Annotated in this window: 10 protein-coding genes and 1 pseudogene; 7 read left to right on the forward strand and 4 right to left on the reverse strand. The window is 59.0% G+C overall.

The window, feature by feature from the left end; genetic code table 11:
- Positions 1–30: 30 nt before the first annotated feature.
- Positions 31–753, reverse strand: a pseudogene (locus H8B20_RS28365) (MCP four helix bundle domain-containing protein); the annotation flags it as partial.
- Positions 754–1,029: 276 nt separating this feature from the next.
- On the opposite strand from H8B20_RS28365, the gene H8B20_RS18260 reads away from it, so the two are divergent.
- Together H8B20_RS18260 and H8B20_RS18265 are read left to right on the forward strand one after the other, a co-directional pair.
- Positions 1,030–1,260 (forward strand): hypothetical protein, encoded by a 231-nt coding sequence (locus tag H8B20_RS18260; protein ID WP_210624106.1) that lies wholly within the window; start codon positions 1,030–1,032, stop codon positions 1,258–1,260.
- On the forward strand, positions 1,257–1,559 hold the full coding sequence (locus tag H8B20_RS18265; RefSeq protein WP_047299440.1) for a cell division protein ZapA: 303 nt from the start codon (positions 1,257–1,259) through the stop codon (positions 1,557–1,559). Before H8B20_RS18260 ends, H8B20_RS18265 begins: the two co-directional genes overlap by 4 nt.
- Before the next feature lie 118 nt (positions 1,560–1,677).
- Here H8B20_RS18265 and H8B20_RS18270 read toward each other — a convergent pair whose 3' ends face one another.
- Together H8B20_RS18270 and putA are read right to left on the reverse strand one after the other, a co-directional pair.
- Positions 1,678–3,480: an acyl-CoA dehydrogenase gene (locus H8B20_RS18270; RefSeq protein ID WP_210624107.1), complete on the reverse strand. Its 1,803-nt coding sequence runs from the start codon at positions 3,478–3,480 to the stop codon at positions 1,678–1,680.
- Between the two features lie 259 nt (positions 3,481–3,739).
- A complete protein-coding gene (putA, locus tag H8B20_RS18275; RefSeq protein ID WP_210624108.1) occupies positions 3,740–7,693 on the reverse strand; it encodes a trifunctional transcriptional regulator/proline dehydrogenase/L-glutamate gamma-semialdehyde dehydrogenase in 3,954 nt (1,317 codons plus the stop codon).
- Between the two features lie 457 nt (positions 7,694–8,150).
- On the opposite strand from putA, the gene putP reads away from it, so the two are divergent.
- From putP to H8B20_RS18295, 4 genes are all read left to right on the forward strand, one after another.
- Positions 8,151–9,635 carry a sodium/proline symporter PutP gene (putP, locus tag H8B20_RS18280; protein WP_047299443.1) on the forward strand — a complete coding sequence of 495 codons (1,485 nt, stop codon included), beginning with the start codon at positions 8,151–8,153 and terminating at the stop codon, positions 9,633–9,635.
- A 352-nt stretch (positions 9,636–9,987) separates the two neighbouring features.
- A complete protein-coding gene (locus H8B20_RS18285) occupies positions 9,988–12,003 on the forward strand; it encodes a type VI secretion system Vgr family protein (protein ID WP_210624109.1) in 2,016 nt (671 codons plus the stop codon).
- Positions 11,993–12,700 (forward strand): DUF4123 domain-containing protein, encoded by a 708-nt coding sequence (locus H8B20_RS18290; RefSeq protein ID WP_210624110.1) that lies wholly within the window; start codon positions 11,993–11,995, stop codon positions 12,698–12,700. The genes H8B20_RS18285 and H8B20_RS18290 overlap by 11 nt, the downstream gene beginning before the upstream one ends.
- 332 nt (positions 12,701–13,032) lie before the next feature.
- Complete coding sequence (locus H8B20_RS18295) at positions 13,033–13,353, forward strand: hypothetical protein (protein WP_047299446.1); 321 nt, start codon at positions 13,033–13,035, stop codon at positions 13,351–13,353.
- A gap of 107 nt (positions 13,354–13,460) precedes the next feature.
- Here the strand turns inward: H8B20_RS18295 and H8B20_RS18300 are convergent, their stop codons facing one another.
- Entirely contained in the window at positions 13,461–13,874 is a 414-nt protein-coding gene (locus tag H8B20_RS18300; RefSeq protein WP_210624111.1) for a hypothetical protein, read from the reverse strand.
- 163 nt (positions 13,875–14,037) lie between these two features.
- Here H8B20_RS18300 and H8B20_RS18305 point away from each other — a divergent pair, with 163 nt between their 5' ends.
- The gene (locus tag H8B20_RS18305) at positions 14,038–14,877 is read left to right on the forward strand and encodes a 23S rRNA (adenine(2030)-N(6))-methyltransferase RlmJ (protein ID WP_047299449.1); all 840 of its coding nucleotides are present in this window, start codon (positions 14,038–14,040) and stop codon (positions 14,875–14,877) included.
- Positions 14,878–14,883 lie beyond the last annotated feature (6 nt).

Here is a 14,883-nt window from a genome sequence, read left to right on the forward strand (position 1 = left end):
CGCCGCCAGCAGGCGTCCGGCTTCGTCGCTGCCGTCGACGTGGATCGGCTGCGTCAGGTTACCTTCGGCGATGGTCTCTGCCGCTTCCAGTGCTTTGGAGATTGGCTTGGTGATGCTGTTGGTCAGCAACCAGGCGAACAGCATAGTCAGGCCGCTGGCAATGATCAGCAGAGTGACCACCAGGTTGAACGACATGGAGTACTGGTCAGACGCATCTTTATCAGTTTCGGCGATTTGCTGGGTGTTGATTTCCAGCAAGCGCGCCAACGCGGCATTCACCGCTTCCGAATTGCTCAGCAAGTCGCTATTGAGCATCTGCCGCAGTTCATCGATCTGGTTGTTGCGCGACAGGGTTTTCATCCTGTCTTCCAACTGGCGGTACTGCGCGAGCAATTGCACATACTGGTCGTAAGCCGAGCGTTCCTGTGGGCCGTCGATCAACGGTTCATAGGCGCGTTGCGCGTCGGCGATCTGCTTGTTGCGCAGTTCGAAGAGCTCGAAGGTTTTTTGCTGGACGTCCGGTTCACGGTTGATCAGCAAGCGATACGACAGCACCCGAAGGCGTAGCGTCAGTTGAGTGAATTCGTCCAGGGCCTTGATCGATGGCACGCTCTCGGTGGCGATGTCTTCGCCTGCCGCGCGGATTTTGTCCATCTGGTTCAGGGCGAACACACCGAGAATCAACATCAGGCCGCCGATCAGGGCGAAACCAGTGAACGCCCGGGGGGCGATATTCATATTGCGGAGGGACATGGGCGGATACCGAAAAGGGCCGCATCCATGCGGGCTGAGACTGCTAATGCATGACTTATCGGTCAAGCAAATGAACTCTTTAGTTCATGTGCGTATTTGTCGCACCCCGCATTGAGCGACGAAGTGCAGGAACCAGATTGGCAGATCACAGTCTTTTAAACTCGCGAGAACGGTCGGCCGTCAGGAAAATCAAGGCTTTGCGCCGGTTTAAACCTAGCGTCCACGACGACTTTTCTTTATCGTACGCGCCCTTTGAAAAACGCTTGGAAGATCAAAATGTTGGAAGCATCCCTCAGCCAGTTGGAACAGCTCGTCAGCGACCTGGTGCAACAGAACCAGACCCTTTCGCAAACCAACCAGACCCTGGCCACGGAACTGGCCCAGGCCAAGGATGAAAACGAAAGCCTGCAACTGAACCTGATGGAACAGGAAGAAAAACACGGCGCCACCGCCGCGCGCATTCAAGCCCTGGTTGATCGCGTCAACGCAGGTCCTGTCAGCGCATGAGCCACCACACAGCAGGGGTAAAAGTTGTCTCCATTCTTGGGGAGGACTATTCGATCAAGGCGCCGGCCGGGGAAGAACAGACCCTGCTGGACGCCGCACTCATGCTCAAGGCCGCGTTGGCGGACACCAAAAGGAAATACCCGACGCTGATCGGCGACCGCCTGCTGGTGCTGGCGGCGATGAATCTGTGTTCGCAGCAGATCGAAATGAAGAAACAGCACCAGCAAGAACTCGACCGTTACCAAGAGCAAGTCAGCGCCACGGTCGACACCATCGCCAAGACCATCAATCAGGGCTGATGGGGCCTTTGGCCAATGCCGCCTCGAAAGAGCGCTCTTGTTCAGAGCGCTCAGGCCCGCTCGGCGGGCCAGCGTTCAAATCTGCAATTCGCAGTAATGTTGTGCCGAGGGTCAGCCTTTAAAACCACTCATCCTGCATCGCCAGGCACGTATCATCCCGCGCCTCCAGCAACGCCAACTCGTGGTGACAGCCCGGCACTTCCCACGTCAGGAAATACCGCGCCGCCTGCAACTTGCCCTTATAGAAGTCGGCGTCCGCGGCATTGCCCTTGGCCAAGCCTTCCTCGGCGCGAATAGCCTGCTCCAGCCAGCGCCAGCCAATCACCGTGTGGCCAAACACTTTCAGATACAGCGCCGAATTCGCCAGGCTGCTGTTGACCTTGCCCTGGGCAAGATCGGTCAGCAAACCGATGGTCACCACTTGCAGGCGCGCCACCAGTTTTTCCAACGGCTCACGCAGTGCGGTCAACGATTGGTACGCAACAGCGCGTTCAGCGGTGTCGGCGATCAGCCGCACCAGTTGCTTCAAGCCTGCCCCACCGTTCTGCGCCAGTTTGCGCCCGAGCAAGTCCAGCGACTGAATGCCGTGGGTGCCTTCGTGAATCGGATTCAAACGGTTATCGCGGTAATACTGCTCAACCGGGTATTCGCGGGTGTAACCGTGGCCGCCGAGAATCTGGATCGCCAGTTCGTTGGCCTTGAGGCAGAACTCCGACGGCCAGGATTTGACGATGGGTGTCAGTAAATCCAGCAGTTCATGGGCGTGCTTGCGCTCGGCTTCGGTTTCAAGTGTAGTGGTGTCATCGAACAACCGCGCCGCATACAGCCCGAGGTCAAAGGCACCTTCGACGTAGGACTTTTGCGTCAGCAGCATGCGTCTGACGTCGGCGTGCTGAATGATCGCCACGGGCGCAGTGGTTGGGTCCTTGCTGTCCGGCACCCGGCCTTGCGGACGTTCCCGAGCGTACTCCAGCGAATACAGGTAACCGGCGTAACCGAGCATCACCGCGCCCATGCCAACGCCGATCCGCGCCTCGTTCATCATCTGGAACATGTAGCTCAAACCGCGATGCGCTTCACCGACCAGATAGCCGACACATTCACCGTTATCGCCGAAGTTCAGTGCGGTAGACGTCGTGCCACGCCAGCCCATCTTGTGGAATAGCCCGGCCAGCAGCACATCGTTGCGTTGGCCCAGGGTGCCATCATCGTTGACCAGAAACTTCGGCACGATGAACAGCGAGATACCTTTTACCCCCGGCGGCGCGTCTGGCAGCTTGGCCAGCACCATGTGCACGATGTTTTCCGAGAGCGGATGATCACCGCCGGAAATAAAGATCTTGTTGCCTTTGAGGCGATAGCTGCCGTCGGCCGCAGGCTCGGCGCGGGTGCGAATATCCGACAGCGAAGAGCCCGCGTGCGGCTCGGTCAGGGCCATGGTGCCGAAGAAACGGCCATCGATCATCGGTTGCAGGAAGCGCTGCTTCTGTTCATCCGTGCCGAAGCTTTCGATCAGGTTGGCCGCGCCCATGGTCAGGAACGGGTACGAAGTCGAAGCAGCATTGGCCGACTGGAAATGCGCGAAGCAGGCTTGCGACAGCAGGGTAGGAAGTTGCATGCCGCCGGCGTCGAAACTTCTTGCAGCGTTGAGGAATCCGGCTTCGAGGAAAGCATCCACCGCCGGTTTCACCTCGGGAATCAGAATCGCCTGACCGTTCTCGTAGCGCGGCTCGTTCTCGTCACCCTTGCGGTTGTGCGGCGCGAAGTATTTCTCGGCAATGTTGCGAGCTGTGCCAATGGCGGCATCGAAGGTCTCGCGGTTGTGCTCGGCAAAGCGCTCACGCCGGGTCAGGCCCTCGGCATCAAGGACTTCATACAGCTCGAAAGCCAGATTGCGGGAACTGAGCAGCGTCTCGGACATGGCGGCCTACCTGAAATTGGGGTTGGGCCGAGTCTAGGCTTGCTGATAAAGGCTGAACAGGATGATTGATAAGCGTGATGTTGGGCCAGAGCGCCGACTTAACAAACACCCCAAACAATTGTGGGAGCGAGCCTGCTCGCGAAAGCGGTGGGTCAGGCAACATTGATGTCGACTGACACGCCGTCTTCGCGAGCAGGCTCGCTCCCACAGGGGAATTGCATTCCAGGCGACCGTTGCGGGCGCCTGGATTTGCAGCGGTTTAACCGATGGTCATCAAACTCGCATTACCACCCGCCGCAGCGGTGTTAACACTCAACGCGCGCTCAATCACCAGACGCTCCAGCGCAATGTTGGTCTCGCCCTGGGACAAGCCCTGAACCCCAACGATCGCGCCGGCACGCTTGGCAATCTGCTGGCAAACGCCGCGCAACTGGTCCGAATGGCCGTGGTGCAGAACGGCATCGAATACCACGTCGTCTTTGTTCCAGTCGGCTACCAGTTTGATCCGCGCCTGAATTTCCTTCGGCAGACGTGCGAACAATGCCTTGCTGATGTCGGACTCTGGCCATACCGCCGAACCGCCTACAGCCAATACCGCGGCCAGTTGGGTCAGTAGATCGCCTTCAACATCCGCCAGGCACAACACGTGTTCACGCGGCAGGATCGCGTAGCTGTTCTTCTCACCGGTCGGGCCGGCCAGCACGCGGGTAATGCCGCTTTGCGATTGCGCGGCGTACTGAGCGCACAGGGTGCTCAGGTCAGCGAACTTGTTGCTGTCAGCCCAGGCTTTAAGGGCAGTCAACGGCTTGCTCAGGGCGTCACGCAGGCGAACGTCCGGGGCTACGGCAGCATCACCGCGAGCGAAGGATTGTTCGATAGCATCGGTCGGACGTGTCGACAGCAAGCGATACAGGTACAGCGGGCCACCCGCTTTCGGGCCGGTACCCGACAAACCTTCGCCGCCGAACGGCTGCACGCCGACCACGGCACCGACGATGTTGCGGTTGACGTAGACGTTACCGGCGTTGACGTTGTCGATCACCTTGGCGATGGTCTCGTCGATACGGGTGTGCACGCCGAGGGTCAGGCCATAACCGGAAGCGTTGATCTGGCCGATCAACTGGTCGATCTCTTTGCGCTTGTAGCGAACCACGTGCAGCACCGGGCCGAAGATCTCGCGTTGCAACTCGTCGAAGCTTTCCAGTTCGATCAGGGTCGGCATGACGAAGGTGCCGCGTTTGACTTCTTCGGTGTCAGCGATAGCCACCTGGTACACGTTGCGACCTTTGTCGCGCATGCCCTGGATGTGCTTGTCGATGCCGGCCTTGGCTTCGGCGTCGATCACCGGGCCAATGTCCACGGACAGACGCTCAGGGTTACCGAGACGGGATTCAGCCATGGCACCTTTAAGCATTTCGATGACGCGATCAGCAGAATCTTCCTGCAAGCACAGTACGCGCAGGGCCGAGCAACGCTGACCAGCGCTGTCGAACGCCGAGGACACTACGTCGATCACGACTTGTTCAGTCAGAGCAGACGAGTCGACGATCATCGCGTTCTGGCCACCGGTTTCGGCGATCAGCGGAATCGGACGACCCTGGTTGTCGAGGCGACCGGCGATGTTGCGTTGCAGCAGACGCGCGACTTCGGTGGAGCCTGTGAACATCACGCCTTTGACGCGATCATCACCGACCAGGCCTGCGCCGACGGTTTCACCGCGACCCGGCAGCAGTTGCAGCACGCCTTCCGGAATCCCGGCTTCGAGCATCAGGCGCACAGCCTGAGCCGCCACCAGCGGGGTTTGTTCGGCCGGTTTGGCCAGTACCGGGTTACCGGCAGCCAGAGCGGCGGCGACTTGACCGCTGAAGATCGCCAACGGGAAGTTCCACGGGCTGATACACACCACTGGGCCCAGTGGGCGGTGGGCGTCATTGCTGAAGTCGTTGCGTGCCTGCACCGCGTAATAACGCAGGAAGTCGACAGCTTCGCGGACTTCGGCGATGGCGTTGGCGAACGTCTTGCCGGCTTCGCGAGCCAACAGGCCCATCAGCGGCTGGATCTCGCCTTCCATCAAATCAGCGGCACGCTCCAGAATCGCGGCACGTTCAGCGGGCGGGGTGGCCTGCCAGATCGGCGCAGCGTTCAGGGCGCATTGAATAGCGTTGTCGACGTCTTCAACCGTAGCTTCCTGCACGTGGCCGACCACATCACGGTGATCCGCAGGGTTCAGCACTGGCGCAGGCGTTTCGGTGCTGGAAGCGCAACCGAGCATCGGCGCGGCTTTCCAGTCGTTGTGTGCGGTGGCGAGCAAAGCGCAGGACAACGACGCCAAACGGTGTTCGTTGGCCATGTCGATGCCGCTGGAGTTGGCGCGCTCGGCACCATAAAGGTCACGCGGCAGCGGGATACGCGGATGCGGCAGGCCGAAGCCACCTTCCACGGTCGCCATCTGCTCGATCTGAGCCACCGGATCGGCCACCAGCTCCTGAATCGAAATCGACTGGTCGGCGATGCGGTTGACGAACGAGGTGTTCGCACCGTTTTCCAGCAGACGACGCACGAGGTACGCCAGCAGGGTTTCGTGAGTGCCAACCGGTGCGTACACGCGGCACGGACGGTTCAGTTTGCCTTCGGAAACTTTGCCTACAACCTGCTCGTAGAGCGGTTCGCCCATGCCGTGCAGGCACTGGAATTCGTACTGGCCGGGGTAATAGTTCTGACCGGCAATATGGTAAATGGCCGACAGGGTGTGGGCATTGTGCGTAGCGAACTGCGGGTAGATGACTTCCGGCACCGACAGCAGTTTGCGTGCGCAAGCGATGTAGGAAACGTCGGTGTACACCTTGCGGGTGTAGACCGGGTAGCCTTCCAGGCCTTCGACCTGGGCGCGCTTGATTTCGCTGTCCCAGTACGCGCCTTTCACCAGGCGGATCATCAGGCGATGACGGCTACGGCGAGCCAGGTCAATCACGTAGTCGATCACATACGGGCAGCGCTTCTGGTAAGCCTGGATGACGAAACCGATGCCGTTCCAGCCAGTCAATTGCGGTTCGAAGCACAGGCGCTCGAGCAGATCCAGCGACAGTTCGAGACGGTCAGCTTCTTCAGCGTCGATGTTCAGGCCGATGTCGTATTGCTTGGCCAGCAAAGTCAGCGACAGCAGGCGCGGGTACAGCTCTTCCATCACGCGCTCGTACTGCGCACGGCTGTAACGCGGGTGCAGTGCCGACAGCTTGATCGAGATGCCCGGGCCTTCATAAATGCCACGACCGTGAGAGGCTTTGCCGATCGAGTGGATCGCTTGTTCGTACGACGCCAGGTACTTTTGCGCGTCGTGCTCGGTCAGCGCTGCTTCACCGAGCATGTCGTAGGAGTAGCGGAAGCCCTTGGTTTCGAACTTGCTCGCGTTGGCCAGTGCTTCGGCAATGGTCTCGCCGGTCACGAACTGCTCGCCCATCAGGCGCATGGCCATGTCGACGCCCTTGCGGATCATCGGCTCGCCGCTCTTGCCGATGATGCGGCTCAGCGACGAAGTCAGGCCGGCTTCGTTATGCGTCGACACCAGTTTGCCGGTCAGCAACAGACCCCAGGTGGCGGCGTTGACGAACAGCGACGGGCTGTTGCCCAAGTGCGGGTGCCAGTTGCCGGTGCTGATCTTGTCGCGGATCAGCGCATCGCGAGTGCCCTTGTCCGGGATACGCAGCAGCGCTTCGGCCAGGCACATCAGCGCCACGCCTTCCTGGGACGACAGGGAAAATTCCTGCAACAGACCTTGAACAATGCCTGCACGACCGCCGGCACTTTTCTGGTTGCGCAGTTTTTCTGCGATGGACGCCGCGAGTTTGTTGGTGGCTTCGGCCATTGCGACCGGCAGGCGAGCCTGCTCGATCAGCATCGGTACCACTTCCGGCTCAGGGCGGCGGTAAGCGGCAGTGATGGAGGCGCGCAGCACCGATTGCGGCAGAATGCTTTCAGCGAATTCAAGGAAGCACTGGTGGGCGTGATCGTTGTGGACTTCGCCCGAGTCGTCGGCGTCCTTGGCGGACAAGCCGTTCAGCTCGGTCAGGGTTGCACCACCCTCGAGTTTTTCCAGGTAATTGAAAATTGCCTGCTTGATCAGCCAGTGCGGCGTACGATCAATCGAGGTTGCGGCGGCCTTCAGGCGCTCGCGGGTCGGGTCATCGAGTTTGACCCCAAGGGTGGTGGTAGCCATATTTTTATCCTCATGGTTGCCACAGTTGCGTGGCATCAGCTGGCGGCAAGATTAGCCGTGCGCCGAATGAGGTGCAACCGGGTGCAACCCTTTTTTTGTCGGAAATATAGGCAGCTCGTCAGGAAATATTTTCTGGTACGAAAGTGCTGCTCCTGTTTGGTGCTTTTGCTTCTAGCAACAGGCCATAACTGTTACAAAAGGGAGCAAAAACGGGGTCGTCGTCGATAAATCCGACTAGGTGCAACTTATTCTCGCGAAACTGGTTGCACCTTATTTGATTTGTTGCATAGCATTCGCGCCCAAGGTGCAACCGGAATTCCCGATGTACCCGGCTGATGGCTTTCCTGGGGAAACATCAGTCTTAAATGCGCGGGATCCCGGATCGTCTGCCAAACGTCGTCGTTTGCGAGCGGTTCACCACCGCCGCTACATAAAAACAAAGCCAGGGCGTAACTCAATGAGCGTAAGTAATCCAACCCTGATCACATTCGTGATCTACATCGCAGCAATGGTGCTGATCGGTCTCATGGCCTATCGCTCCACCAACAACCTTTCTGACTACATTCTGGGCGGCCGTAGCCTGGGCAGCGTCGTGACTGCTCTGTCTGCCGGTGCTTCCGACATGAGTGGCTGGTTGTTGATGGGCCTGCCGGGCGCCATCTATATGTCCGGTCTTTCCGAAAGCTGGATCGCCATCGGCCTGATCATCGGTGCCTACCTGAACTGGCTGTTCGTTGCCGGCCGTCTGCGCGTGCAGACCGAGCACAACGGCGACGCACTGACACTGCCTGATTACTTCTCCAGCCGTTTCGAAGACAAAAGCGGCCTGCTGCGGATTATCTCGGCCGTTGTGATTCTGGTGTTCTTCACCATTTACTGCGCTTCGGGCATCGTCGCTGGCGCCCGTCTGTTCGAAAGCACTTTCGGCATGACCTACGAGACTGCGCTGTGGGCCGGTGCTGCGGCAACGATTGCCTACACCTTCGTCGGTGGTTTCCTCGCGGTGAGCTGGACTGACACCGTACAAGCCACGCTGATGATCTTCGCGCTGATCCTGACGCCGATTATCGTGCTGCTGGCCACCGGCGGCGTCGATACCACGTTCCTGGCGATCGAAGCACAAGATCCAAGCAACTTCGACATGCTCAAAGGCACGTCCTTCATCGGCATCATCTCGCTCCTGGGCTGGGGTCTGGGCTACTTCGGCCAGCCGCACATCCTTGCGCGTTTTATGGCCGCTGATTCGGTCAAATCGATTGCCAAGGCGCGTCGCATCTCCATGGCCTGGATGATCCTGTGCCTGGGCGGTACCGTGGCCGTGGGCTTCTTCGGTATTGCTTACTTCTCGGCGCACCCGGAAGTAGCGGGTCCTGTGACCGAGAACCACGAGCGCGTGTTCATCGAACTGGCCAAACTGCTGTTCAACCCATGGGTTGCCGGGGTTCTGCTGTCGGCCATCCTCGCGGCTGTCATGAGCACCCTGAGCTGCCAGTTGCTGGTGTGCTCGAGCGCCCTGACTGAAGACTTCTACAAAGCGTTCATTCGCAAGACCGCTTCGCAGAAAGAGCTGGTCTGGGTCGGTCGCGCCATGGTGCTGCTGGTTGCACTGGTCGCCATCGCACTGGCCGCTAACCCGAAAAACCAGGTACTGGGTCTGGTCAGCTATGCCTGGGCCGGTTTCGGTGCAGCATTCGGTCCGGTTGTATTGATCTCGGTAATCTGGAAAGGCATGACCCGTGACGGCGCACTGGCCGGTATTCTGGTCGGCGCGATCACCGTGGTCGCCTGGAAGCAGCTGGACGTGATGGGTCTGTACGAAATCATCCCGGGCTTCATCCTCGCCAGCCTGGTCATCTACATCGTCAGCAAGCTCGGTAAACCGACGGCTGGCATGGTGCAGCGTTTCGAAGCGGCAGAAAAAGATTACAACCTGAACAAGTGATTGTTCTGAGCTGAAGCTCACTAAAAACGGCTCGTCTCCCATAAGGAGGCGGGCCGTTTTTTTGTGCCCGTGTTTTCTATAGAACACTGGAAACCCTGTAAGAGCTGGCTTGCCAGCGATGGCGGTTTGCCAGTCACTGCATCTGTTGAATGTGCTGGCCCCTACGCTGGCAAGCCAGCTCCCACAGGGTTAGGTGCAGGGTTCGAGGAATCTGTCTGTAGTTGGATGCGGCAATTTGAGTAGGGTATTTAGACGGTCAAAGTAGGGCAAATCTGATTTTTCCGTCACCCACCCAGCCTCCCTTGCCTCTCATGCAGAATCGCCCGCCCTTCATTCTGCAGAGAGACATCGGATGTTCGCGCCTGCCAATCAACCGCGTTTCACGTTGACCCTCGAAGGCGCCCCGCACGACCTCAAAGTCCTTGAGTTCACGGGCACGGAAGCCATCAGCAAACCCTATCGCTTCGAGCTGGAGCTGGTCAGTGAGCGGCCGGACCTGGACCTCGAAAGCCTGCTGCACCGTCAGGCGTTTCTGAGCTTTGCTGCGGATGGTTCCGGTATTCACGGTCAGATCTATCAGGTCGGACAGGGCGACTCCGGGAAACGTCTTACTCGTTATCACCTGAGCCTTGTCCCGCGTCTGACGTACCTCGGGCACCGCATCAATCAGCGGATATTCCAGCACCAGAGCGTGCCGCAGATCGTTGCGCAGGTTCTCAAGGACCACGCGATCCTGCGCGATGCCTTCGAATTTCGCCTCGGCAGCGAATACCCGGTGCGCGAATATTGCGTGCAATACGCAGAGAGTGATCTCGCGTTTATCCAGCGCCTGTGCGCCGAAGTCGGCATTCACTACCATTTTCAGCACAGTCCCGAAGGCCACCTGTTGGTGTTCGGCGACGATCAAACGGTGTTCCCGCGCCTGGCCGAACCGACCCTTTATTTGCCGGGCACTGGCATGGCAGGCGGGGCGCCGGCGATTCAGCGCTTCAATGTTCGCGTGCAAACTCGTACCAGTGTGGTCACCCGGCGCGACTACAACTTCGAAAAGCCGCGCTTGCAACTGCAGAGTCGCATCGACGGCGAACAGAACCCGGTGCTGGAGGATTACCGCTTTCCCGGCCAATTCAACGACCGTGAAACCGGCAAGCACCTCGCCCAGCGTGCACTTGAGCGCCATATCGCCGATTACCGTCAAGCCGAAGGCATCAGCGATGAATCCGCACTGGCTTGTGGACATTTCCTGCAACTGACCGAGCATCCGCGTCAGGAGTGGAATGATCTGTGGCTGCTTACCGCCATCGAACACCGTGGTCGGCAGCCGCAAGTGCTGGAGGAATCGGTGACCAGCGATGGGGAAGAATTCCGTGGTTACCGTAATACCTTTCTCGCGACGCCGTGGGACGTGTTCTTTCGTCCAGCCTTGGGGCCCGAAAAGCCACGGATGCTCGGCTATCAACCGGCCGTCGTCACCGGGCCGCAGGACAGCGAAATCCACTGCGATGAGTACGGTCGGGTCAAGGTGCAACTGGCCTGGGATCGCGACGGCGAGCTCAACGAGCACGCCAGTTGCTGGCTGCGAGTTGCCACTGGCTGGGCTCACGATCGTTACGGCAGCGTGTTGATTCCAAGGGTCGGCATGGAAGTGCTGGTCGGTTTCATCGATGCCGACGCGGATAAACCGCTGGTGATGGGGTGTCTGCCAAACGCAGCGACCCCGGTGCCACTGGACTTGCCAGCTGACAAGACCCGCAGCATCTTCCGCAGCCAGAGCAGCCCCGGTGGTGGCGGCTACAACGAACTGCGCATTGAAGACAAAAAAGGCGCCGAGGAAATTTACCTGCGCGCCCAGCGCAACTGGACTCAGCATGTGTTGAATGATCAACAAGTGCAGGTCGACAACCAGCGCAGCATCGTCGTCACCGGCATCGCCAGGCATGAGTTGAAGGCTGACGAACAACGCATCACCCACGGCCAGCGCCAGACCGAAGTGAGGCGGGACGATCATCTGACGGTTGTTGGCGATCGGCATATCCGCGTGAGCAATCAGGCGACTAGCGCCAGTGCGCAATTCCACGTCAGCGCCGGTCAGCAAGTGGTCATCGATGGCGGCGCCAGCGCGACGATTCAGGCGGGCGGGCAGTGGATCAACATCGGCCCCGGCGGAATTTTCAGCAGCGTACCGATTGTGGTGGGTGGCGCGCCGATGGCGGCGATGAGCGCGGCGCCGAGTGTGCCGGGGCTGCCGGAGAATTTGGTGGCGGCCCCGGCAGAGATGCTGACGGCCGCGCAGATCATGAGTCTCAAAGGTGACGCGCCATTCTGCGAAGAGTGTGAGCGCTGCAAGGAGGGTGTTTGTGCAGCCTGAATGTCTTGATCCGCACGCATGGCTGGCGCGTGAGCCGCTGAAACCGTCGGAGCAGTTGTTCGCGATTTTCAGTAATGCCAGCGCTGCCAAGCCGCCGTTGCAGTTGGCGCCGAGCCCGGTTTGGGCGGACACGATCTACGCCGAGTGGGATGCGGTGATGCCCTTCGTGGGAATTGTCGCGGCGGACAGTGAGTTTCTGGATTGGGTGGCGACTACCGAGTCCCGCGAATGGGGTTGGTTGGCGGTGTCTTCGGCGAGCCTTGAAGTGGTGGTCGAGCATTTTCGCAGCCTGACGCAAGTGTTGATGCCAGACGGGAAGGCTGTGTTTTTCCGGTTTTGGGATGGGCGGTTTCTGTTGCCGATCCTGCAGTCTGAAGAAGTGGAATCGGCGCAGCTGTTGCCAGTGGTCGCGCGCGGACTCATTAATGGTCAGCCTGTTGATATCGGGGGCAGGGCACAGGTTTCGGGGCGGGTGTTTCCTTGGTGGACGGTGCCTGATTCGGTGTTGGCCTTGAATGGTGATGAGGTTCAGGTCAGCAATGCTGTGCAGTGGCTGAGCGAGGAACATCCGGCGTTGTACGAGGCATTTCCCGAGGCTGTTATGCGCTGCAAGGTCAGGCAGTTTTTCCGGGTTGCAGTGTCGGAAGAATCGTCGCAATCGGCGTTATTGGAGTTTTTGCTGGCAGAGTCGGTGTGAAATTTCCGGGCGAAGGCCTCGGACGTTTCCTTCGAGTTGCGGCGGTTTTCATGAACTGGTGGGCGTTGGGTTGCAGGGGTAGGCTTTTCGTTGTCACTGCGAGAGTGGTGACAGGGTGTAGGAACCCTAGATCCACCGTGCATCATCGCTGTCGTTTGATTGCGGCACTTAATTTGTGCCCGTAACATCGTTCGCGGCGGCTGTGCGCGGGACACGCTTCGGCGTGAGCTGAGTTGGTGGATCTTCAGTTTCCTACTCTCGCGTACGGCTGCCACCCAAACCTGTAGGAAGGATGGTGGTAGCTACAATTTATCCACCTAGGTTAATAAAAGATGCCAACACTAAAACCCGATCCACCCTACGAAAAAATCATCCCCCATCCTGACAACCGCTTCATGGCCCTGACCGGCAATTGCAGCGACATGCCCACCCTGTTCATCGACACCCACGTCCCCCTCGACATCCTCCTGGACGCCGCCAACCATCGCCTGCGCGCCGTGATCCAGGTCCTGGAAAACATGTGCATGCGCGGCTCGGTCGAATGCGACTCCGTCATCCTCAGCGACTTCGCCCAGCTCTGCGTGATTCCGCTGCGCGACGGCTGTGATGTGCTGGATGTTATCGGCAAGCGGTTGCGCGCAATGCCTTCCTGAATTTTCAGGAGCAAAATCAAAAGATCGCAGCCTTCGGCAGCTCCTACATGAAATCCCCTGTAGGAGCTGCCGAAGGCTGCGATCTTTTGACGTTGAGGGTACGGCAGTCAGTCTGCGATGTAGCGATCCTGTATCTTGATAAAACTGTCGAAAGCCTCTGAGTTGTAGACCTCCAGGCACCCATAAAAAACGACATTGCTGTTCGAGTGTTTGCTGATCGACGGTGTCTGCTTGTAGGCCGCATACACATAGTTTCTGGTTTCTTTATATGGATCGTGCAGCACTTGCAGCGTGTCTTCATTCTGCAGGACGGAGTGCATGCCTTTGCCCATGAACGAGTAAGCACCAGCGGACAGACCGATGTCCTTTTCCAAGGCTGAATTTTCTTTGAATGGCTTCAGGATGCAGTGACTCAAGCCGTAGTTCTTGAGCATTTGGCGGGCCTGCGCAATGTGGTTTTCGCCCGAAACAGCGTGCATAGAGCAGATCAGGCACAGAGAGAAAAAGATTGGGTGACGCATGGGTTGGACTTCCTGTCGGCGGGTACCTGCCTGTTAAGCGAGATAAATGACCTGTGGCTATGGGGTTGGGTCAGATTCTTAACATGTAAGAGGCCGCTCGGCTACCAACCCCTGACTTGCTGCCCGGTAAAAGGTAAACTTCGCGGCCTTCGCAGGAGCAATCATGAATTATCGTCACGCCTTCCATGCCGGCAATCACGCCGATGTGTTCAAACACCTGACCTTGACCCGCCTCATCGCCCTGATGTCGCGCAAGGAGCAGCCGTTTGCCTATCTCGACAGCCACGCCGGCATCGGTCTGTATGACTTGCAGGGCGATCAGGCCAACCGTACCGGCGAGTACCTGGAAGGCATTGCGCGCTTGTGGGATCAGCCGGATCTGCCGGCGCTGACCGCCGACTACATGAAAGTGCTGCACGAGATGAACCCGGATGGCCAGTTGCGCTACTACCCGGGTTCGCCGGAGCTGGCGCGGCGTCTGACCCGGCCGCAGGATCGGGTGATGCTCAACGAGAAACACCCTGAAGACGGCGTGCTGCTCAAAGACAACATGGCCGGCGATCGTCGGGTGAAAGTGCATCTGGGCGAGGGCTGGCATGTTGCGCGGGCGATGTTGCCGGTGCAGGAAAAGCGCGCGGTGATGTTGATTGATCCGCCGTTCGAGCAGCTCGATGAAATGCAGCGTTGTGCGGCGTCGATGAAAGAGGCCATTGGCCGGATGCGTCAAACCGTGACGGCGATCTGGTACCCGGTGAAGGATCAGCGTGCCTTGCGCCGTTTCTACCAGGACCTGGCCGGCACTGGCGCGCCGAAATTGTTGCGCGTGGAGTTGCTGGTGCATCCATTGGATACGCCGAACAGCCTGAACGGCTCGGGGATGGCGATTGCCAATCCGCCGTGGGGGCTGGAGGAAGAATTGCGTGAGCTGCTGCCGTGGTTGTCGAAGAAGTTGGGCCAGACCCAGGGCGGGTGGCAGATGGATTGGCTGATTGCCGAGAGCTGATCAACG

The organism is Pseudomonas sp. P42, from assembly GCF_017973755.1.
GTDB classification, from domain to species: domain Bacteria; phylum Pseudomonadota; class Gammaproteobacteria; order Pseudomonadales; family Pseudomonadaceae; genus Aquipseudomonas; species Aquipseudomonas iridis.